The sequence below is a fragment of the Pseudomonas versuta genome (assembly GCF_001294575.1).
Lineage (GTDB): Bacteria > Pseudomonadota > Gammaproteobacteria > Pseudomonadales > Pseudomonadaceae > Aquipseudomonas > Aquipseudomonas versuta.
The window spans coordinates 3,989,717-4,009,989 of the sequence record NZ_CP012676.1 but is presented as its reverse complement, the minus strand read 5'-3'; the positions used below and the strand labels follow the sequence as shown (position 1 = coordinate 4,009,989).

19 protein-coding genes and 1 pseudogene are annotated in these 20,273 nt (G+C 58.8%); 12 read left to right on the top strand and 8 right to left on the bottom strand.

The features are described 5' to 3' along the window. Positions 1-79: 79 nt before the first annotated feature. From amaA to AOC04_RS17940, 8 genes are all read left to right on the top strand, one after another. Positions 80-1,363 carry an L-pipecolate oxidase gene (gene amaA / locus AOC04_RS17975; protein WP_060695732.1) on the top strand — a complete coding sequence of 428 codons (1,284 nt, stop codon included), beginning with the start codon at positions 80-82 and terminating at the stop codon, positions 1,361-1,363. Between the two features lie 362 nt (positions 1,364-1,725). Further along, on the top strand, positions 1,726-2,862 hold the full coding sequence (locus tag AOC04_RS17970) for a branched-chain amino acid ABC transporter substrate-binding protein (RefSeq protein WP_060695730.1): 1,137 nt from the start codon (positions 1,726-1,728) through the stop codon (positions 2,860-2,862). A gap of 189 nt (positions 2,863-3,051) precedes the next feature. Continuing rightward, positions 3,052-3,966, top strand: coding sequence for an ABC transporter permease subunit (locus tag AOC04_RS17965; RefSeq protein WP_060695728.1), 915 nt, complete (start codon positions 3,052-3,054; stop codon positions 3,964-3,966). A 2-nt stretch (positions 3,967-3,968) separates the two neighbouring features. Continuing rightward, the gene (gene livM / locus AOC04_RS17960; protein WP_060695726.1) at positions 3,969-5,252 is read left to right on the top strand and encodes a high-affinity branched-chain amino acid ABC transporter permease LivM; all 1,284 of its coding nucleotides are present in this window, start codon (positions 3,969-3,971) and stop codon (positions 5,250-5,252) included. Further along, positions 5,249-6,139 (top strand): ABC transporter ATP-binding protein, encoded by an 891-nt coding sequence (locus tag AOC04_RS17955; protein ID WP_060695723.1) that lies wholly within the window; start codon positions 5,249-5,251, stop codon positions 6,137-6,139. Before livM ends, AOC04_RS17955 begins: the two co-directional genes overlap by 4 nt. Further along, positions 6,136-6,852 (top strand): ABC transporter ATP-binding protein, encoded by a 717-nt coding sequence (locus AOC04_RS17950; RefSeq protein WP_060695722.1) that lies wholly within the window; start codon positions 6,136-6,138, stop codon positions 6,850-6,852. The genes AOC04_RS17955 and AOC04_RS17950 overlap by 4 nt, the downstream gene beginning before the upstream one ends. Positions 6,853-7,644: 792 nt before the next feature. Next, positions 7,645-8,412 (top strand): SDR family oxidoreductase, encoded by a 768-nt coding sequence (locus tag AOC04_RS17945; protein ID WP_060695720.1) that lies wholly within the window; start codon positions 7,645-7,647, stop codon positions 8,410-8,412. Positions 8,413-8,482: 70 nt separating this feature from the next. Next, the gene (locus AOC04_RS17940) at positions 8,483-9,388 is read left to right on the top strand and encodes a cation diffusion facilitator family transporter (protein WP_060695717.1); all 906 of its coding nucleotides are present in this window, start codon (positions 8,483-8,485) and stop codon (positions 9,386-9,388) included. 89 nt (positions 9,389-9,477) lie between these two features. On the opposite strand, the pseudogene AOC04_RS17935 reads toward AOC04_RS17940, so the two are convergent. The 6 genes and pseudogenes from AOC04_RS17935 to AOC04_RS17910 all read right to left on the bottom strand — a co-directional run bounded on the left by AOC04_RS17935 (position 9,478) and on the right by AOC04_RS17910 (position 13,793). Then, positions 9,478-10,607, bottom strand: a pseudogene (locus AOC04_RS17935) (AGE family epimerase/isomerase). Positions 10,608-10,745: 138 nt separating this feature from the next. After that, positions 10,746-11,357, bottom strand: coding sequence for an urease accessory protein UreG (gene ureG, locus AOC04_RS17930; protein ID WP_060695715.1), 612 nt, complete (start codon positions 11,355-11,357; stop codon positions 10,746-10,748). Positions 11,358-11,366: 9 nt separating this feature from the next. Next, positions 11,367-12,041 carry an urease accessory protein UreF gene (locus tag AOC04_RS17925; RefSeq protein ID WP_060695713.1) on the bottom strand — a complete coding sequence of 225 codons (675 nt, stop codon included), beginning with the start codon at positions 12,039-12,041 and terminating at the stop codon, positions 11,367-11,369. Then, positions 12,038-12,538: an urease accessory protein UreE gene (gene ureE / locus AOC04_RS17920; RefSeq protein ID WP_060695711.1), complete on the bottom strand. Its 501-nt coding sequence runs from the start codon at positions 12,536-12,538 to the stop codon at positions 12,038-12,040. The genes AOC04_RS17925 and ureE overlap by 4 nt, the downstream gene beginning before the upstream one ends. Before the next feature lie 160 nt (positions 12,539-12,698). Beyond that, on the bottom strand, positions 12,699-13,331 hold the full coding sequence (locus AOC04_RS17915; protein ID WP_003439093.1) for a TetR family transcriptional regulator: 633 nt from the start codon (positions 13,329-13,331) through the stop codon (positions 12,699-12,701). A 186-nt stretch (positions 13,332-13,517) separates the two neighbouring features. Beyond that, a complete protein-coding gene (locus AOC04_RS17910) occupies positions 13,518-13,793 on the bottom strand; it encodes a hypothetical protein (protein ID WP_060695709.1) in 276 nt (91 codons plus the stop codon). Between the two features lie 275 nt (positions 13,794-14,068). Here AOC04_RS17910 and AOC04_RS17905 point away from each other — a divergent pair, with 275 nt between their 5' ends. After that, positions 14,069-16,135, top strand: a complete 2,067-nt coding sequence (locus tag AOC04_RS17905; protein ID WP_060695707.1) for an AsmA family protein — start codon at positions 14,069-14,071, stop codon at positions 16,133-16,135. Between the two features lie 121 nt (positions 16,136-16,256). Here the strand turns inward: AOC04_RS17905 and AOC04_RS17900 are convergent, their stop codons facing one another. Continuing rightward, on the bottom strand, positions 16,257-16,787 hold the full coding sequence (locus tag AOC04_RS17900) for a ferritin-like domain-containing protein (RefSeq protein WP_060695705.1): 531 nt from the start codon (positions 16,785-16,787) through the stop codon (positions 16,257-16,259). 86 nt (positions 16,788-16,873) lie between these two features. Then, a complete protein-coding gene (locus AOC04_RS17895) occupies positions 16,874-17,761 on the bottom strand; it encodes a DMT family transporter (RefSeq protein ID WP_060696982.1) in 888 nt (295 codons plus the stop codon). 97 nt (positions 17,762-17,858) lie between these two features. Here AOC04_RS17895 and AOC04_RS17890 point away from each other — a divergent pair, with 97 nt between their 5' ends. The 3 genes from AOC04_RS17890 to AOC04_RS17880 all read left to right on the top strand — a co-directional run bounded on the left by AOC04_RS17890 (position 17,859) and on the right by AOC04_RS17880 (position 20,170). After that, positions 17,859-18,647 carry an AraC family transcriptional regulator gene (locus AOC04_RS17890; RefSeq protein ID WP_060695703.1) on the top strand — a complete coding sequence of 263 codons (789 nt, stop codon included), beginning with the start codon at positions 17,859-17,861 and terminating at the stop codon, positions 18,645-18,647. Between the two features lie 64 nt (positions 18,648-18,711). After that, on the top strand, positions 18,712-19,002 hold the full coding sequence (locus tag AOC04_RS17885; protein ID WP_060695701.1) for a PsiF family protein: 291 nt from the start codon (positions 18,712-18,714) through the stop codon (positions 19,000-19,002). Between the two features lie 157 nt (positions 19,003-19,159). Then, entirely contained in the window at positions 19,160-20,170 is a 1,011-nt protein-coding gene (locus tag AOC04_RS17880) for an AI-2E family transporter (protein ID WP_060695699.1), read from the top strand. Positions 20,171-20,273: the final 103 nt, after the last annotated feature.

The window sequence follows — 20,273 nt, the reverse complement described above, 5'->3', positions numbered from 1 at the left end:
CCACTGCGGGAGCTGGCCGGCTCCCGCAGTTAGTGGATAAAAATGAAACACCGTTGGGTTTCATCTCTGGAGCTTGGCAATGCCTTTACTCGAACAATGTCTGTGGGAAAACCTGACGCCACAACGTCCTCAGTCGCCAGCCTTCAAGGGCGAACTGAGCGTTGATGTGTGTGTGATTGGTGCCGGTATCACCGGCTTGTCTGCCGCCATTCACCTGCTTGAGCAGGGCAAAAGCGTCTGTGTGCTCGAGGCTCATCGCACCGGGCACGGCGGTTCGGGGCGTAACGTGGGGCTGGTCAATGCCGGGATGTGGATCCCCCCGGACGAGATCGAAGCCGGTTTCGGCGAAGCGGTGGGCAGCCAGCTCAACCGCATGCTCGGTGCTGCCCCGGCACTGGTCTTCAGCCTGGTCGACAAATACCGCATCGACTGCCAGCTACGGCGTGAAGGTACGCTGCACATGGCTCACAACGCCCGTGGCGAAGCGGACCTGCGCAGTCGCGAGCAACAGTGGAAGCGTCGGGGCGCACCTGTGCAACTGCTTACCGGGGCTGCCTGCGCCGAAGCGACCGGCACCCCGAAAATAGCGGCTGCCTTGCTAGACAGGCGTGCAGGCACACTCAACCCAATGGCCTACACCTCGGGCCTGGCCAAGGCCGCCAGTGACCTGGGAGGGCGTTTATTTGATCACTGCGCCGTTACCGGTCTGGAGCGTCAAGGCCAGCGCTGGTCGGTGCAAACCGCTCAGGGCGCGGTGAGTGCGGAGCAAGTGGTGCTGGCCTCCAATGCCTACACCGAGGGTGAATGGACTGACTTGCGACGCAACTTTTTCCCCGGTTATTACTACCAGGTTGCCTCCAGACCGCTGACCGATGGCAGCGCCGACCGCATCTTGCCCGGCGGGCAGGGCTCATGGGACACCCGTCAGGTATTGAGCAGCATCCGCCGTGATGCCGAAGGCCGTTTGTTGCTGGGCAGCCTGGGCAACGGCAATCAAAAACCGACCTGGTTTCTAAAAGCCTGGGCCGATCGCGTGCAGCAACACTACTTTCCGTACCTCAAAGGGGTGGAGTGGGAATGCACCTGGACCGGCTGCATCGCCTTCACCCCCGATCATTTGATGCGCCTGTTCGAGCCCGCGCCCGGTCTTGTTGCAGTCACCGGTTACAACGGCCGGGGGGTGACCACCGGCACAGTGGTGGGTAAAGCATTTGCCGATTACCTGTGTAACGGCGATGCCAAAGCCCTGCCGATACCCTTTGCACCGATGCGGCCGCTGTCTGGCACGGGGCTGCGCAGTTGTCTGTACGAAGCCGGGTTTTCGCTGTACCACGCCGGTCAATGTTTGCGGATTGTCATCTGACAACGTTTTCCATCCTCGCTGACGCATTTGCCCCGGCGGCGACCAGCCTCTGATGGTGCGGCCTGTAGCAGTCGTGCACCGGGAGTGTGCAGTTAGGTGACGCGGGTGGTTACAGAGTGGTTGCCCGGTGCCGGGCAACCCGGTTGCAACACTTGTTGTTTCAGGTATCACCAGCCCATCAAAAACGGTTTCACCTTCCTCGGTCTAGACGGTTGCACGCCCAATGAAAATGGGCTCAAAACAGTCGATATAACAATAAGACAGCGGCTTTTTTAAGAATAAAAAACCAATGGCACGCGCCTTGCTCTGAGCTTCCCGTGAAGTCGAAGTGCCATCTAATAAAACCTCAGGAGCACCACCTCATGTCGCAGACGTTCTACAAGAAAGGTTTTCTGGCCCTCGCCGTAGCAGCAGCGTTGGGTGTTTCTTCGTTTGTTCAGGCTGATGTGAAAATCGGTGTGGCGGGCCCGATGACCGGTGCCAACGCTGCATTTGGCGAGCAGTACATGAAGGGTGCGCAGGCGGCTGCGGATGCAATCAACAAGGCAGGCGGGATTAACGGCGAGCAAATCAAGCTGGTGGCGGGCGACGATGCCTGTGAGCCCAAGCAGGCTGTAGCGGTTGCCAACCGTTTGGTCGATCAGGACAAGGTCATCGGGGTTGTAGGTCACTTCTGTTCTTCGAACACCATCCCGGCGTCGGATGTGTATGCCGATGCCGGTGTCATCATGATTACGCCGGGCTCGACCAACCCGCAGGTTACCGAGCGCAAGCTGGACGCGGTGTTCCGTATGTGCGGGCGCGATGACCAGCAGGGCATCGTGGCGGGCGACTACATTGTCGACGTGCTCAAGGGCAAGAAAGTCGCCGTTATCAACGACAAGGACACCTACGGTAAAGGTCTGGCCGATGCCACCAGCGCGCAACTGACCAAGCGCGGCGTGAAGCCGATCCTGGAAGAAGGGCTTACCCGTGGCGAAAAAGACTTCAGTGCCCTGGTAACCAAAATCCGTTCGCTGGGAGCCGATGTGGTGTATTTCGGTGGCCTGCATCCGGAAGCGGGGCCTCTGGTGCGTCAACTGCGTGAGGCCGGCCTCAAGGATGTGAAGTTCATGTCCGATGATGGTGTTGTAACCGACGAACTGGTGGCCACCGCAGGCGGCCCGCAGTATGTCGATGGTGTGTACATGACCTTCGGCGCCGACCCGCGCCTGCTACCGGACAGCAAGGCGGTGGTTGAGCAGTTCCGTAAAGCCGGCACCGAGCCGGAAGGCTACACCCTGTACGCCTACGCCTCGGTACAGGCCCTGGCAGATGCCTTCAACGGCGCCAAGTCCAACAAGGGCGAAGACGCTGCCAAGTGGCTCAAGGCCCACCCGGTAGAAACCGTGATGGGCAAGAAGGAATGGGACGCCAAAGGCGACCTCAAAGTCTCTGACTACGTGGTTTACCAGTGGGACAAGGACGGCAAGTATCACCAGCTGGAAAAACAGAAGTGAGATAAGCCGCTCTGCCTTCTTCTGTAGGAGCGAGCGTGCTCGCGAGCTGTTAAAGATCGCGAGCACGCTCGCTCCTACAGACAAAGGGCATCAGGCATGTCTGCATCACCTGTCTTCTTTTCCAGGAGCCGCGCAAACCGTGCCTTGCAGGCACGTTTGTGCAATGGCTCAAGTGCGTGAGATTGCGTTATGGACGGTATATTCCTACAGCAACTGCTGAACGGCCTGACCCTCGGGTCTGTTTACGGCCTGATTGCCATCGGCTACACAATGGTCTACGGCATCATCGGCATGATCAACTTCGCCCACGGCGAGGTGTACATGATCTCCGCTTACCTCGCGGCGATCAGTCTGGCTCTGTTGGCATACTTCGGCGTTGAGTCTTTCCCGCTGCTGATGTTGGGCACCCTGGTCTTCACCGTCATAGTGACTGGCGTGTATGGCTGGGTGATCGAACGCGTGGCGTACAAACCCCTGCGAAACTCCACACGGCTGGCGCCGCTGATCAGCGCCATCGGTATTTCCCTGATCCTGCAGAACTATGTGCAAATTGCCCAGGGCTCGCGCCAGCAAGGCGTCCCTACACTGCTCAGTGGTTCCTGGCGCGTCGATATCGGCACCGGCTTTGTCCAGCTGACCTACACCAAAGTCTTCATTCTGATCGCGGCCTTCGCGGGCATGGGCCTGCTGACCTACATCATCAAATACACCCAGCTGGGGCGCATGTGCCGTGCGACCCAACAAGACCGCAAGATGGCGTCGATCCTGGGAATCAACACCGATCGGGTGATTTCCTACGTGTTCGTAATAGGTGCTGCCATGGCCGCGCTGGCCGGGGTGCTGATTACCATGAACTACGGCACGTTCGACTTTTACGCCGGCTTCATTATCGGGATCAAGGCCTTCACGGCTGCGGTACTCGGCGGGATCGGATCGTTGCCCGGCGCCATGCTCGGCGGGATCATCCTGGGTATTTCCGAGTCGCTTTTTGCTGGCCTGGTTAACTCCGATTACAAAGATGTGTTCAGTTTCTCACTGCTGGTGCTGATTCTGATTTTCCGTCCCCAAGGCCTGCTGGGTCGTCCTCTCGTGGCGAAGGTGTAAGTATGTCTGCAGCCATTAATAAACCGGTTGATATCAAGAAAAGCGTCGTTGACTCGATCCTTGCCGGGTTGATCTCATTGATTGTGTTTGGACCCATCGTCGGCGTAGTGCTCGACGGTTACAGCTTTAACCTGCAACCGGCGCGGGTCGGCTGGCTGGTTGCGATCGTGATGGTGGGGCGCTTCGTTCTCAGCCTGTTCCTGCAAACGGGCAGGGGCCTGAAAATCCTTCAGGGGTTCGAGTCCACCGGCTCCGGCGTGCACGTGCTGCCACCGGATTACAAGTCACGACTGCGCTGGATCGTGCCGCTGCTGATCGTGATTGCCATCGTTTTTCCGTTCTTCGCCAACAAGTACATCCTGACGGTGGTCATCCTCGGCCTGATCTACGTGTTGCTGGGGCTGGGGCTCAACATCGTGGTCGGCCTGGCGGGTCTGCTCGACCTGGGCTACGTGGCGTTCTATGCCATCGGTGCCTACGGTCTGGCTCTGGGTTATCAGTATCTGGGCCTGGGTTTCTGGTCGGTGCTGCCGCTGGCGGCCATTGCGGCGGCGATGGCCGGGTGCATTCTCGGGTTCCCGGTGTTGCGAATGCATGGTGATTACCTGGCCATCGTGACTTTGGGCTTCGGTGAAATCATTCGGCTGGTGCTCAACAACTGGCTCTCCTTTACCGGTGGCCCCAACGGCATGCCGGTGCCATCGCCGACGTTTTTCGGCCTGGAGTTCGGTCGTGTGGCCAAGGATGGCGGGGTGCCGTTTCATCAGTTCTTCGGTCTGGACTACAACCCCAATATCAAATTCCTGTTTATCTACATTGTGCTGTTTCTGGTGGTGTTGCTGGTGCTGTACATCAAGCACCGCCTGACTCGCATGCCGATCGGGCGCGCCTGGGAAGCATTGCGTGAAGACGAAATCGCCTGTCGCTCCATGGGCCTGAATCACGTGCTGGTCAAACTTTCCGCCTTCACCCTCGGTGCCTCGACGGCGGGCCTGGCCGGTGTGTTTTTTGCCAGCTATCAAGGGTTCGTCAACCCGTCTTCGTTCACGTTCTTTGAGTCGGCGCTGATCCTCGCCATTGTGGTGCTCGGCGGTATGGGCTCGACAGTGGGGGTGGTGATCGCGGCATTTGTCCTGACGGTGGCGCCGGAACTGTTGCGCAGTTTTGCCGAGTACCGGGTGCTGTTGTTTGGCGTATTGATGGTGTTGATGATGATCTGGCGGCCGCGGGGCCTGATTCGGGTCAGTCGTGTCGGGGTCAAGCCACGTAAGGGAGTCGCGCCATGAAAGAACTCTCCACGAATGATGATGTAGTGCTCTCGGTCGACAAGCTCATGATGCACTTCGGCGGGATCAAGGCTCTGAGCGATGTCAGCCTGCAGGTCAAACGCAACTCGATCTTTGCCCTTATCGGCCCTAACGGGGCGGGGAAAACCACGGTATTCAACTGTCTGACCGGGTTTTATAAAGCCAGCGGCGGCAGGATCGAACTCAATGCCCGTGGCACGCGCACCAATGTCATCAAGCTGCTGGGCGAGCCGTTCAGGCTGACTGACTTTGTCTCGCCCAAAGCCTTTGCCAGCCGCCTGTTCTACAAGATGTTCGGGGGTACCCATCTGGTCAACCGGGCAGGGCTGGCGCGGACTTTCCAGAACATTCGTCTGTTCAAGGAAATGTCCGTGCTGGAAAACCTGCTGGTGGCCCAGCACATGTGGGTCAACCGCAACATGCTGGCGGGCATCCTCAACACCAAGGGCTACCGCAAGGCCGAAAGCGATGCGCTGGACCATGCGTTTTACTGGCTGGAGGTCGTCGACCTGGTGGGCTGCGCCAACCGTCTGGCCGGGGAATTGTCTTACGGCCAGCAGCGGCGCCTGGAAATTGCCAGGGCCATGTGCACGCGCCCGCAAATCATCTGCCTCGACGAACCGGCGGCCGGGCTTAACCCGCAAGAAACCGAGGCGCTCAGTGCGATGATTCGCCTGCTGCGTGACGACCACGACTTGACCGTGGTGCTGATCGAACACGACATGGGGATGGTCATGAGTATTTCTGATCACATCGTGGTGCTCGACCACGGCAACGTGATCGCACAGGGCGGGCCGCAAGATATTCGCAACGACCCGAAAGTGATCGCGGCCTACCTTGGCGCAGATGAAGAGGAGCTGATATGACGGGCACGATCCTCGAACTCAAGGAGCTGGACGTTCACTACGGGCCGATCCAGGCCCTGAAGAAGGTCTCGATGCACATTGAAGAAGGTGAAACCGTGAGCCTGATCGGCTCCAACGGCGCGGGCAAATCCACGCTGCTGATGTCGATTTTCGGCCAGCCACGGGCCAGCGGCGGGCAGATCCTCTATCAGGGGGTGGACATCACACAGAAGTCTTCGCACTACATTGCTTCCAACGGTATCGCCCAATCGCCGGAAGGTCGCCGCGTTTTCCCGGACATGACGGTGGAGGAAAACCTGCTGATGGGCACCATCCCCATCGGGGACAAGCACGTCGACGAAGACATGCAGCGCATGTTTGAACTGTTCCCGCGGCTCAAGGAGCGGCGCAATCAGCGGGCAATGACCATGTCGGGCGGCGAGCAGCAAATGCTCGCCATTGCCCGGGCCCTGATGAGCCGTCCCAAGCTGCTGTTGCTGGACGAACCCAGCCTGGGGCTGGCGCCGATCGTGGTGAAGCAGATTTTCGCGACCTTGCGTGAACTGGCATCCACGGGCATGACCATCTTTCTGGTCGAGCAAAACGCCAACCACGCCCTGCGCCTGTCGGACCGCGCTTACGTGATGGTCAACGGCGAAATCCGTCTGACCGGTACCGGCAAGGAACTGTTAAGCAACGAAGAAGTACGCAATGCGTATTTAGGCGGGCACTAAACCGTTCACCCTGTACCCGTAGGAGCGAGCTTGCTCGCGAGCTCTTTGAAAATCTCGCGGGCAAGCTCGCTCCTACAATTCTCACAGCCCCTTTGCAGGGGCTTTTTGCTTTCTCAGAGCGCCTTTTTGAAATTGTGGAAAACAATATTCCGACCTTGCCAAAGCGCGACATAAAGCCGCTGTAAATAGCTGTTTTGTCATCATTTTGACTTGTCCCCGTTTGCTGTGGAGGTGGCTGTGGGTAACGTGGGAGTAGTTGGCTGCAGGCCTTTGTTTTCGGGGGCTGCATGGGTGTGGTTGTTTTTTGATCAGTGGTTTTTGCCTGGCTTTCCGCAGGATTTGTCAACAGATTTGTTCAGTTATTAACATAGTCCTTAGTCGATAACTAACCTGTGGATAAGTCTGTGGTTAAACTCTGGAAAGAATGCCCGGAGCTACGTAATTACTGGCCTCTGGCTATCTAACAGGTTTTACCGGGTTGCACCTTTTTGGGGCGCCTGCATGTTGGCTGTGCTGCGGTCAAGTTAAAAACTCTTGAGTAAGCGCTCAAGCCCTTGTGGATAGAGGCTTCGAGCATTTTAGAGTTGCCCCCAAAGACTGTGGACGGGCCTGTGGATAACGTGAGCGTATATGGCTCAAGCCCTTACGTGGCATGGCCTGCAAGGGGTTGATCGTTTTTTGTACAGGCGTGGCCCGCAATCCTGTGCCCGCTTGCCGCCCAATCGCAGTCGGGGCATTCTGCTCCCCGTCTTATTCAACGGCGGCCGATGCCCGCCAGCCAAGGAGAACACGATGACTTCCACCCTGTTTATTACGGGCGCGACTTCCGGATTTGGTGAGGCCTGCGCACGCAAGTTTGCGCAAGCAGGCTGGAAGCTGGTGCTGACCGGTCGCCGTAAAGAGCGTCTGGATGCACTGTGTGCGGAACTGTCCACCCAGACCGAAGTGCATGGCCTGGTCGTGGATGTACGTGACCGCAAGGCAATGGAAGAGGCAATTGCCAATTTGCCACCGTCGTTCAGCAAGCTGCGCGGACTTATCAACAATGCGGGCCTGGCGCTGGGCACCGACCCGGCGCCCAAGTGCGACCTCGACGATTGGGAAACCATGGTCGATACCAACATCAAGGGGCTGCTCTACACCACGCGCCTGCTGTTGCCCCGTCTGATTGCCTACGGCCGCGGTGCGGGCATCGTCAATCTGGGTTCCATCGCCGGCAGCTATCCGTACCCGGGCAGCCATGTGTACGGCGGCACCAAAGCCTTCGTTAAACAGTTTTCCCTGAACTTGCGTTGCGACTTGCAGGGCACGGGCGTGCGGGTCAGCAACGTTGAGCCGGGTCTGTGCGAAAGCGAATTCTCGATGGTGCGCTTTGGCGGCGACAAGGCACGCTATGACGCCACCTACCAAGGGGCTGAGCCGATCCAGCCGCAAGACATCGCCGACACGATTTTCTGGGTACTCAATACCCCGGCCCACATCAACATTAATCGCCTGGAGCTGATGCCCGTCACGCAGTCCTGGAGCGGTTTTGCCATCGAGCGCCATGCCAAGGAGTAAACTCACCCCTGGCAGCCCATTAGCGACCTCTTGAGGGGGTCGCATTCAACCGGGCTGAAAAGGAGTTTTTGTGAGTAACCGTGGTGAGCAGAACCTGCTCAAACAATCGACCATTCTTATGTTCGCGGTGGCCATCGCCGGCATCGTGACAGGCGTCATTTCGGGTTCCCAATCCATCTTGTTCGATGGATTTTTCTCTTTGATCGCGACCTTTATCAAAGTACTGATGCTGATTACGGCACAGCTGATCGCCAAAGAAAGCAATCAGCGGTTCCAGTTCGGCTTCTGGCACCTTGAGCCCATGGTCTTGTTGATCGAAGGCAGTTTCCTGTTTTTGATTGCGATCTACGCCTTTCTCAATGGCGTGTTCGGCATTATCAATGGCGGGCGCGATATTGAACTGGGTCTGGTGATCGTATACGCGGCGGTGTTTACCGTGATCGAGTTCGCGTATTACTTCTGGGTCCGGCGTAAAAACCGCAAGCTTAAATCAACCCTGATCCAGTTCGACAACATCAGTTGGCTGGTGGACGCCATGCTCTCGGTGGGGTTGTTGATAAGTTTTGTCACGGCGCTGATTTTGAAACAGCAGGGTTATGCACAGTGGGCGGCCTATGTTGACCCGGCGATCCTGATTTTGCTGGCTTTCAGCATGCTGGCGCCCTCGTTCAAAATTCTCAGGCCGGCCTTGCGCGACGTCCTGGGTATCGCCCCGGACAAGCTCGATGACAAGGTGCGTGAGGTGCTCGAAGACATCTCGGCGCGCCATGGCTTTGAGGGCTACAAAACCTATGTGCAAAAGCATGGGCGGGCGCGCTTTATCGAGATTCACATTGTGCTGCCGGCGGGTTACCCGCTGACCGGTATCAAGACTCTGGACGCGATTCGTGAAGAAATCTCAGGCATGTTGGGCGCCGCTGACAGCGCCCGCTGGCTGACCATCTGCTTCACCGGCGATCGCAAGTGGATTGCCTGACCCTTTAGGAGCGAGCTTGCTTGCGAGATTTTCCCGTGAACATATGGAAAGAGCTCGCGAGCAAGCTCGCTCCTACAGCAAGCTCGCTCCTACAAAAATTGCGCCAGGCCGCTGTAGCAGGTGGCCAGGTGATACGGGGTCGTCGAAGGCATGTCCTGTCGGCTCACATCACCTGCCGCATCACGGCATTCATACCAGCCCCCCGCATGTAAAAAGTTCTGCTGCAGCGCATGCAATTGGCGTTGCAGACGGGGCAGGGGGTAGGGCGCAAGGTCAGGGCGCGCAGGTACTCGGCCTGGGCCCAGATGCGCTGGGTGCCATCACGCAGCGTGCCATCCGGAGCCAGCATGCCGCAGACCGCCCCGGTCTGCGGGTCAACCCCAACCTGCTCGGCAAAGTCGAAGGCGACCGCAAGCGAGTCGTGCAACGCTGTTTGACGCAGCAGCGGCGAGGACTCCAGCAAGTAGAACCACTCAAACTGATGCCCCGGTTCAAACCAGTTATCCACAGCTCCCAGCGGCTTTTCGAGCAATGCGTTATGCACAGGCTCGATAAAGCGTTGCTGCATGCCATGGGCCAGTGCCAGCAAGGCTGTGTGTACCTGCGCATCGTCGCGCACCGACAGAGTTGCCAGAAACGCTTCGGCCAAATGCATCAACGGGTTTTGCAGCGGGCCGCTATTTAGTGTTGACCAGTCCTGGTCGAGGCTGGCTTCGTACAGGCCATTACCGTCACTGAAGCGCTCGGCGACAACTTTCAGCGCTGCATTAAGCACTGACTCCACGCAAGGCTCACGCACTTTGGCCCAATAATGAGCGCAGGCAAAGATGATGAAGGCGTGGGTGTAGAGGTCTTTACGCGGGTCCAGCGGCGCGCCGGCGGGGTCGATGCTGTAAAACCAGCCACCGTGTACCGCGTCGTGAAAGTGGTTCTGCAGCGAGCGAAACAACATGCCCGCCCGCTCGGCGGCGCCGGGGAAGGCGGGGTCATCGATCAGGCTGGCGAATAGATACAGTTGACGGGCGCAGGCCATGGCGCGATAGCGCTGGGGCGCCAGGGGCCGGTGCTCGGGGCTGAGTGCCTCATAGGGCAGTTCCAGCTCGGCATTCCAGCCGGGGCCTTGCCAGAGCGGCACAATGACCTGGCGAAAATGCTGCTGTACCGCCGCAAACAGGGCGGTCAGTTCAAGCGGGAAGGCGGAGCTGGCTACATGGGGCATTGGCAGGCGTCGTCACGGCTGGGGCGTTTGCGCGACATGATACACCGTGATGCAAAACTCTGTAGGAGCGAGCTTGCTCGCGATCTTTTAAAGCGCCCACAAAAGATCGCGAGCCAGCTCACTGCTGCGAACAACGGGTTACGTGATCAACAGTCCCTGCTTTTCAATAAACGCCACGATGGTGTCCAGGCCGTGGCCGGTTTTTTGATTGCTGAACACAAAGGGCTTGGCGCCGCGCATGCGTCGGGTGTCGCTGTCCATCAGCTCCAGCGATGCGCCCACCAGCGGCGCGAGATCGATTTTATTGATCACCAGCAAGTCGGATTTGCAAATCCCGGGGCCGCCCTTGCGCGGCAACTTGTCCCCCGCGGAGACATCGATCACGTAGATCGTCAGGTCGGACAGTTCCGGGCTGAAGGTGGCCGACAAGTTATCCCCACCCGACTCCACCAGAATCAGATCCAGCCCGGGGAAGCGCCGGTTCAGCTGATCCACGGCTTCGAGGTTGATCGACGCATCTTCACGAATGGCCGTGTGCGGGCAGCCGCCGGTTTCAACACCGATGATCCGCTCCGGCGCCAGCGCCTCGTTGCGCACCAGAAAGTCGGCATCCTCACGGGTATAAATGTCGTTGGTGACCACCGCCAGGTTGTATTTGTCGCGCAACGCCAGGCACAGGGCCAGGGTCAGGGCGGTTTTGCCGGAGCCCACAGGGCCGCCGATACCAACGCGTAAAGGTTGTGTGTTCATTGCATTCTCCTAGGAACGGAACAGACGGCTGTACTGGCGCTCGTGGGCCATGCTCGCCAATGACAGGCCGAAAGCGGCGCTGCCCAAACGGGATAAATCGAGGGTGCTGGCGTGTTGCTGTGCCTGCTGCAGCGCCGGTGACAATTCGCTGGTCATGCGTTGAGCTGCTTGCTGGCCCAGCGGCAGGGTTTTCATCAGCACGGCCAATTGGTTCTCCAGCCAGCTCCATAACCAGGCTGACAGCGCATCCACCGGGCTGATGCCCCAGGCGCGGGCGGCCAGCGCCCAGCCGAGTGCCAGATGCGGCTCGGTTTGCTGTGCAAGAAACAGCCGTGCAGGCTCATCCAGCTCGGGCAAGCCCATCAGCAGTTGCTGCAGGGAGTAGCCCATTTGCCGGCTCTCCTGATGCAGTTCGCGGGTATCACGACTGGCGCGGTGTTCGTCGCAAAACTGCTGCAAGGCACTCCAGTCTTCCTCGGCCGCCGCCCGGCAATGGGCGAGCAGCAACGGAGCCTCGAAACGCGCCAGATTGAGCAGCAATTGATCACTGATCCAGCGGCTGGCAGTTGCCGGGTTACATACCCGGCCATTCTCGACGGCCATTTCCAGGCCCTGGGAATAGCTGTAGCCGCCAATCGGCAGCTGTGGGCTGGCCAGGCGCAACAGCGCCCATGCCGGACTCACAAACGCACGCCAAACTGATGCAGGCGCGGCGCGTAGTTGAAGTCTTCTTCGCCTGCGCGGGAGTGATGATGACCGCCGCCGTAGGCGCCATGCTCAGGCTGGAACGGCGCCTCAATGGCTTCGGCCTGCGCGCCCAATTGTTCCAGCATGGCCTTGAGCACGTAGTCATCGAGCAGGCGCAGCCAGCCATCGCCGACTTGCAGGGCGACATGGCGGTTGCCCAGGTGATAGGCCGCGCGGGTCAACTCAAAGGCATTGAGACAGGTCACGTGCAGCAACTTTTCGGGGCTGGCACACACCCGCACGATGCGCCCGTCCTGGGCTTGCAGAAATTCGCCGTCATGCAGGGGCGCTTGTCCGCGCTCAAGGAACAGGCCTACGTCCTCGGCGTCACTGCTGAAACAACGCAAACGGCTTTTGCTTCGGGCTTCGAAGTTGAGGTGTAACTCGGCGCTCCACACGGGGTGGGGCTGAACTCTGCGATGAATCACCAACATCGGTAGGCTTCCTGCAATTGACAATGCCTTGAACAGAGCAAGGGGCTTGCCAACCTTGGGTTGCACAACAAAGGCGAGTGATCCGGGGAAGGGGAGCGGGCAGGGGCGAGCGATAATGGTGCGCTGCGAGTGTTATGCCGCACCAACAAGGTGCGCGCTTTTACTCGGTACTGCCCAGCCCTTGCCAGTGCTTGAGGCCGATAAAGATAAAGCGCAGCTGCTGGCTGATTTTTGCCTGGGGTTGCAGGTAGTCGGGGAGCGCCTCTGCGGGCGGGTCGATGACATCGGGCAAGGCGGCAAACACACTTTTAACCACCAGATCGGCAATCACCGTGAGGCCTGCATGGTTCAAGTGCTGCAACTTGGGCTTGGACCCAAGGTCTGCCGCAAGGTCCGAGGTGATGTCTTCGCGCAACGCACCGATGGCCTGGCGAACAGGCTGAGAACCGCCGTATTGCTCGCGGGCCAGAAACAAAAACTGCGAACGGTTGGCTTGCACCACATCGAGAAAGATCCGTACCGAGGCGTTGATGACACCGCCCATGAACAGCTCGTTGTGACGCACCAGGCGAATGGTTTCGCGAAAGGTCTGACCGACTTCACTGACCAGCGCCAGGCCCAGTTGGTCCATGTCGCTGAAGTGGCGATAAAAGCCGGTAGGCACAATGCCGGCGGTTTTAGCGACTTCACGCAAGCTAAGGCTGCCAAAGCCGCGGCCCGATTCCATCAAGTGGCGGGCGGCATCCATCAGCGCAAGGCGGGTTTGTTGTTTCTGTTCGGCGCGAGGCAGCATCGGGGCTGGCATTCCAGACAAGTACAGCGGCGCACTCTAGCAAATCGGCTTTGATGACGTCGAACGGTGTGATGATCAATCCCTGTAGTCGCTGCCGAAGGCTGCGATAAGGGCTGCAGGACCTATAGCGTCTTGGGGCTGCTGTGCACCCCATCGCAGCCTGCGGCAGCGACTACAAGTATTGGCTTAGCTGGCACGTTGATTCCTTTGTGCAAGACGATCCGCGCCGCCTTCAGCCACCAGGTTGTTCTGGCGTTGAGTGCGATCGTAGCCGTCTTCAGCCACGCGGTTCTGCTGGTCCAGGGTGCGTTGTGCACCGTCTTCAGCCACAGGGTTGAGCGGTTGGCTCAAGGTGCTGGAAGCGGGTTGAGCCATAGGTGTCGGCTCATCGTCGGCAGGCATCGCAAAGGCGTTAATGGCAAACAGTGAAAGGGTAAGACCAAGCAATAATGGGCGTTTCATGAGGTGGGTGCTCCGTAGCAGTGCAATGAACTGTGTATGGAGGCAATGCTACGCTTGGATCCTGGATATCAAAGTTCATACGGCCAATGGTGATAATCAACACAATTGATTGTTCAGTCTTGAGGGCTCTGGTCCGCGGCTTTCGGGCAGCTTTTTTACGAAAGTCGTACGCCGGTTAAACCTTGAGCGGTCTCAGACAGTCGTACTTTTATTAGCGTCGCAGCCCTTCATAAATGCCGCAGTTGGGACGTTCAGCCGTAATAAGGAGCCGTTACATGACACGCACCCGTAAAATCCTTGCCTGGATTGGCGGTATTTTGGTTCTGCTGGTGGTGGTTCTGGTGGTGATCCTCGCTACCTTCGACTGGAACCGGATCAAGCCCACAATCAATACCAAGGTGTCTGACATCCTCCATCGTCCTTTTGCCATTAACGGCAACCTCGCCGTGCGCTGGCAGCGTGAAGCGGACGAAGGGGGCTGGCGTGCCTGGGTGCCCTGGCCCCACGTGATTGCCGAAGACCTGGCCCTGGGCAATCCCGAGTGGTCCAAGGCACCGCAAATGGCCAGCCTCAAGAAGGTTGAGCTGCGTCTGTCGCCGCTGGCGTTGCTGACGCAGACCGTGGATATCCCGCGTATCGATCTGACCGAACCCTCGGCCAGCCTTGAACGTCTGGCCGATGGCCGGGCGAACTGGACATTCACGTTCGACCCCAAAGACCCGAACGAAAAACCCTCGGACTGGACAGTGGACATAGGCGCCATTGGTTTCGACAAGGGCCATGTAACGCTTAATGACCAGACCCTGAAAACCCGTCTTGATGTACTGATTGATCCGCTGGGCAAACCCGTCCCGTTCAGCGACATCGTCGGCCAGAGCGCTGCAAAAAAAGCGCTGGAGAAAGGTAGCGCACCACAAGACTATGCCTTCGCCCTGAAGGTCAAAGGTCAGTACCACGGCCAGAGCCTCGACGGCACCGGGAAGATTGGCGGCCTGCTGGCCTTGCAGGACGCGGCCAAACCCTTCCCGTTGCAGGCGCAAGTGAGCATTGCCGACACCAAAGTCGAGCTGGCCGGCACCCTGACCGACCCGTTCCATCTGGGGGCGCTGGACCTGCGCCTGAAGTTGGCAGGCAGCAGCCTGGGCAACCTGTATCCACTGACCGGCGTAACCCTGCCTGACTCGCCGCCGTACTCAACCGATGGCCACCTGATTGCCAAACTGCATGAGCCGGACGGCGCAATCTTCACCTACGAAAACTTCAACGGCAAAATCGGTAGCAGCGATATTCATGGCAACCTGAAATACGTCGCCAGCCAGCCACGGCCCAAACTGAGCGGCGCACTGGTGTCCAATCAATTGCTGATGGCTGACCTGGCCCCGTTGATTGGCGCTGACTCCAACGCCAAGCAAAAAGCCCGCGGCGGTGACAGCAAACAACCGGCGGGTAAAGTGCTGCCGGTTGAAGAGTTCCGCACTGAACGCTGGCGCGATATGGATGCCGATGTGGAGTTCACCGGCAAGCGCATCGTCCAGAGTGCCGAGCTGCCGTTCACGGACCTGTACACCCACGTGGTGCTGGACAATGGCGAGCTGAAACTCGAACCCCTGCGTTTCGGCGTGGCGGGCGGCAAGCTGGACGCGCAAATCAACCTCAACGGGCGCAGTACGCCGTTGCAGGGGAGGGCCAAACTGACCGCGCGCAATTTCAAGCTCAAGCAGCTGTTCCCCACCTTTGAACCAATGAAGACCAGTTTTGGTGAACTCAATGGCGATGCCACGCTTTCGGGCACTGGCAACTCGGTGGCCAAGTTACTGGGCACGGCCAATGGCGGCTTGAAGATGATCATCAATGATGGCGCCATCAGCCGCAGCCTTATGGAAATTGCCGGTCTGAACGTCGGTAACTATGTGGTGGGTAAAATCTTTGGCGACGAAGACGTGAAGATCAACTGTGCGGCGGCAGACTTCGGGATCAAGAATGGTCTGGCCACTTCGCAGTTGTTTGTGTTTGATACCGAGAACGCGATCATCTACATAGACGGCACTGCCAACTTCGCCACCGAACAGCTCGACCTGAAAATTACCCCCGAGTCCAAGGGCCTGCGTTTGTTCTCGTTGCGCTCACCGCTGTACGTGAAAGGCACCTTTGGCAACCCTTCGGCGGGAGTAGAGGCGGTACCGCTGCTGCTGCGCGGTGCAGGCATGGTGGCATTGGGCGTGATTGCCGGCCCGGCGGCCGGTCTGCTGGCGTTGATCGCCCCCAGTGGCGGCGAACCCAACCAGTGCGCGCCGCTGCTGCAACAGATGCAGCAGGGCAAAGTCCCGAAAACGGTGAAATAAACTATAAACCCTGTAGGAGCGAGCTTGCTCGCGAGCAAGCTCGCTCCTACAGGGTTAGATTCAGACAAAAAAATGCCCGCCCTCATCTCATGAGGGCGGGCATTTGCGTTTGCGGGTCTGTTTACAGCCCTTTGAGCAGGTCCGCCATGTCATCGGCATGCTCTTCCTCTTGGGCGAGGATCTCTTCGAAGATCCGGCGTGTGGTCGGATCCTTGTCGCCGATGTACTGAATGATTTCGCGATAGCTGTCGACCGCAATGCGCTCGGCCACCAAATCTTCGTAGACCATTTCCTTCAGATTCTTGCCCGCCACGTACTGGGCGTGGGAATTCTTGGACAACAAGTCCGGGTTGAACTCAGGTTCGCCTCCCAGCTGCACAATGCGCTCGGCCAGTTTGTCGGCGTGCTCCATCTCCTGGGTGGCGTGCTCCAGGAACTCTTGCGCGGCCACGTGCGCCTTGATCCCGGTAGCCATGAAGTAGTGGCGCTTGTAGCGCAGTACGCACACCCACTCTGTGGCCAGAGATTCGTTGAGCAGGCGAAGGATCTCTTCGCGGTTAGCGCTGTAGCCTTCGGTGACGGCACCTTCCTCGACGTTCTTGCGGGCACGCTCGCGCAGGGTCTGTTTATCGGTCAATTGCATGTCGCTCATTTCAATCTCCTCACTCATCAGGTTGCCGCCTCGCTCTGCTGGCAAGATCGGTTCACAAGTTGTGAGTTCAGCGCGAGGAGAAAGTTTTATCCGATTTTGGGCGCTTTCCTTAACGGCGTGGTCCAGCGTTCCGAGAGGATCACCCCGGCCAGCGTCAGTGCGCCGCCAATCAGGTGGTAAGCATGCAATTGTTCTTTGAGTACCACCGCCGCAATCAGCGCCGTGATCAACGGCAACAGGTTGAAGAATAACGTGGTACGGCTCGGCCCCAGCACGGTGACGGCCTTCATCCAGGCCAGCGGCGCGAGCATGGAGGCCAGAATGCAGGCATACAGCACCAGCCCGATGTTGTGCACCGTGAGGCCGACTTTGGCGGACATCAGGTACAGCGGCAGCAACACCAGGATCGCCACCAGAATCTGCATGTACAGCATTTGCAGGGGCGGCAGGCGCAACTGCCATTTTTTCAGCAAGGTGCTGTAGATCGCATAAGCCAGGGTGGCAACCAGCATCATCGCATCGCCCAAGTTAAGGCCGTGGTCGAGCAAGGCACTGAGGCTGCCGCTCGATACCACCACCAGCACCCCGATAAACGAGACTATCGCGCCGACCAAGGCTCCTGCGGTCAGGCGCTGCCCCAGGCTGATGATCGACATGGCCAGCACCATCAACGGCATCAACGACAGGATGATCCCCATGTTGGTGGCCGAGGTACGGGCCGCCGCGTAGTAGGCCAGGCTTTGATAGATCGCCATGCCCAGTACGCCAAGGACAAAGATCTTGCCCAGGTTGGGGCGGATCACCGACCAGTTGGCGATCACCGGCTTGAGCATGAACGGGGTGAACAGCAGGCCGGCCAGCAGCCAGCGATAAAAACCGATCTCGGACGGGAAGATGGCCCCGACCGCGAGTTTGTTGATAACGGTATTGCCGGCCCAGATAAAAATGGCCAGTAGCGGGTAAGCGTATTGCATCAGGAACAACCACAGGGTTAATGAGCAGCGATTATCCGCCTGTCTGTCTGCAAGGCTATACTTCGTTCCGGCCAATCTCCCCCTGAATCCAGACAGCATGCGCAAGAATCTGATCAACGTCCCCGAATTCGATGGCTTGCCGGCTCCGGTGTACTTCCGTTATGCCGAATTTGATGCCGACAGCCATGCCGCGCCCCATGTCCATGCCTGGGGTTCGCTGGATTATGTGGCCCACGGGGTGATGCGCTACGAGGTCAACGGCCAGCGCTTCATGTCGCCGCCGCAGTACGCGGTCTGGGTGCCGCCCCATACCGAGCACAGTGCCTACAACTCGCAGGCGATTGTCTATCGCTCGGTCTACCTGGATGTCGACCATTGCCAGAACTTGCCGAAAACACCCGTCACGCTGGCCATCAGCGACATCCTCAAAGCCATCCTCAGCGATTTTGCCCGGCGCGATATCAACATTCCCCGCAGCGAATCTGACAAGAGGCTGGCCCAGGTTCTGGTTGACCAGTTGCGTCAGGCGCCGGTGCATCAATGCTATTTGCCTTACGCCAGTCATCCCGGTCTGCAGGTGGTCCTTGAGGCGCTGCAGAGCCAGCCCGGCGACAACCGGCCGCTGGGGGAGTGGGCCGGGCAGGTGCATGTCAGCGAGCGGACCCTGGCGCGACTGTTTGCACGTGAACTGGGGATGAGCTTTGGCGAGTGGCGCCAGCGTCTGCGGTTTCTGGCGGCGATTGAAGCGCTGGAGTCTGCGCGCAGCGTGCAGGATGTGGGCTTTGACCTGGGCTACAGCACGTCATCGGCATTTATTGCCATGTTCGCGCGTCAGGCCGGGTGTACGCCTGAGCAATATCGGCGCCAGGCCCGTGGAGTGATGTAACAGAGTTTGTCTACACTCCTGGGAAGTCCGCTGCCACCCGGTGCGGCTACAAGGAGAAAACTCCATGAAGATGCTGCGTATTCCTCTGCTGCTGATGGGCCTGTTGCTGTGCACCCAGGGTTTTGCGGCCACGGCCCAACAAAACAAAATGACCACCTGCAATGCCGAGGCGAGTGCCAAGACCCTCAAGGGCGATGAGCGCAAAGCGTTTATGAGCACCTGCCTTAAAGCCACTCCGGCAGCACCTGCGACCCAGCAGGAAAAAATGAAAACCTGTAACGCCACTGCCGGCACCCAGGCCCTCAAAGGGGATGCACGCAAAGCCTTTATGAGCGATTGCCTGAAGAAGAAATAATGCACCCTGCAGGAACGGGCTTGCTCGCGAAGCTGTCAGACACAGCGCAATCGCGAGCAGCCCCGCTCTTGCAGCTGGCCTGTATCACAATTTCTAGTGCTACCCGCTGAAGGCTGGCAGACTGCCCGTCCTTTCGCGCTGCTTGTTTTGAGGCTGTATGCCATCGTTTTCTCAGCGTCACATTTTGTTTGCCAGCTACATCATCATTGCTGGCGGCCTGTTGCTGGTTTTTCCGTTGCGCCTGTTACCCAGCCTGCTGGCCGGTTTGCTGGTATTCGAACTGGTCAACATGCTCACGCCACAACTGCAGCGGCTGATTGCCGGGCGCCGTGCGCGCTGGCTGGCAGTGGCGTTGCTGGGCACGCTGGTGGTCAGCGTCCTGGCGTTGATCTTTGCCGGTGCCATCAGCTTTTTGCTGCATGAAGCAGAAAACCCCGGAGCATCGCTGAACAAATTCATGGTCGTGGTTGATCGGGCGCGCGGGCAATTGCCGCCGTTTCTGGACGGCTACCTGCCGGCCAGCGCGGCTGAATTCCGGGTGGCGATCGGCGAATGGGGCAACAAGCACCTCAGCGATCTGCAACTGGTGGGCAAAGATGCCGCGCACATGTTCGTAACGTTGCTGATCGGCATGGTGCTGGGCGCCATCATCGCGTTGCAGCGTATCCCGGATATCAGCCGTCGCAAGCCACTGTCAGCCGCGTTGTTCGACCGTTTGCACCTGCTGGTGCAGGCATTTCGCAACATCGTGTTTGCGCAGATCAAAATCGCGCTGCTCAATACCGCGTTCACCGGGATATTTCTGGCGGTGATCCTGCCGCTGTTCGGCGTGCATCTGCCGCTGACCAAAACCCTGATTGTGCTGACCTTCCTGCTGGGCTTGCTGCCGGTGATCGGCAACCTGATCTCCAACACCCTGATCACCATCGTCGGCCTGTCCCTGTCGATCTGGGTCGCGGTAGCGGCACTGGGCTATCTGATCGTTATCCACAAGCTCGAATACTTCCTCAACGCCAAGATCGTTGGCGGCCAGATCAGTGCCAAATCGTGGGAGCTATTGCTGGCGATGCTGGTATTCGAGGCAGCCTTCGGCCTGCCGGGGGTGGTGGCCGGGCCGATCTACTACGCGTATTTGAAGAGTGAACTCAAGCAGGTGGAGCTGGTTTAACCCGCAATCTGTAGTCGCTGGCGCAGGCTGCGATAAGGGCCGCAGGTCCTTCTGACAGCGGGGCCGCTGCGCAGCCCATCGCAGCCTGCGCCAGCGACTACAC

Coding starts and splice junctions, on each gene's coding strand:
- AOC04_RS17915 (WP_003439093.1), bottom strand. CDS start 13,331: ATGCTGCCTCGCGCCGAACAGAAACAACAAACCCGCCTTGCGCTGATG.
- AOC04_RS17910 (WP_060695709.1), bottom strand. CDS start 13,793: ATGAAACGCCCATTATTGCTTGGTCTTACCCTTTCACTGTTTGCCATT.
- AOC04_RS17905 (WP_060695707.1), top strand. CDS start 14,069: ATGACACGCACCCGTAAAATCCTTGCCTGGATTGGCGGTATTTTGGTT.
- AOC04_RS17900 (WP_060695705.1), bottom strand. CDS start 16,787: ATGAGCGACATGCAATTGACCGATAAACAGACCCTGCGCGAGCGTGCC.
- AOC04_RS17965 (WP_060695728.1), top strand. CDS start 3,052: ATGGACGGTATATTCCTACAGCAACTGCTGAACGGCCTGACCCTCGGG.
- AOC04_RS17970 (WP_060695730.1), top strand. CDS start 1,726: ATGTCGCAGACGTTCTACAAGAAAGGTTTTCTGGCCCTCGCCGTAGCA.
- AOC04_RS17895 (WP_060696982.1), bottom strand. CDS start 17,761: ATGCAATACGCTTACCCGCTACTGGCCATTTTTATCTGGGCCGGCAAT.
- AOC04_RS17880 (WP_060695699.1), top strand. CDS start 19,160: ATGCCATCGTTTTCTCAGCGTCACATTTTGTTTGCCAGCTACATCATC.
- AOC04_RS17955 (WP_060695723.1), top strand. CDS start 5,249: ATGAAAGAACTCTCCACGAATGATGATGTAGTGCTCTCGGTCGACAAG.
- AOC04_RS17945 (WP_060695720.1), top strand. CDS start 7,645: ATGACTTCCACCCTGTTTATTACGGGCGCGACTTCCGGATTTGGTGAG.
- amaA (WP_060695732.1), top strand. CDS start 80: ATGCCTTTACTCGAACAATGTCTGTGGGAAAACCTGACGCCACAACGT.
- livM (WP_060695726.1), top strand. CDS start 3,969: ATGTCTGCAGCCATTAATAAACCGGTTGATATCAAGAAAAGCGTCGTT.
- AOC04_RS17885 (WP_060695701.1), top strand. CDS start 18,712: ATGAAGATGCTGCGTATTCCTCTGCTGCTGATGGGCCTGTTGCTGTGC.
- AOC04_RS17890 (WP_060695703.1), top strand. CDS start 17,859: ATGCGCAAGAATCTGATCAACGTCCCCGAATTCGATGGCTTGCCGGCT.
- ureG (WP_060695715.1), bottom strand. CDS start 11,357: ATGAACACACAACCTTTACGCGTTGGTATCGGCGGCCCTGTGGGCTCC.
- AOC04_RS17950 (WP_060695722.1), top strand. CDS start 6,136: ATGACGGGCACGATCCTCGAACTCAAGGAGCTGGACGTTCACTACGGG.
- ureE (WP_060695711.1), bottom strand. CDS start 12,538: ATGTTGGTGATTCATCGCAGAGTTCAGCCCCACCCCGTGTGGAGCGCC.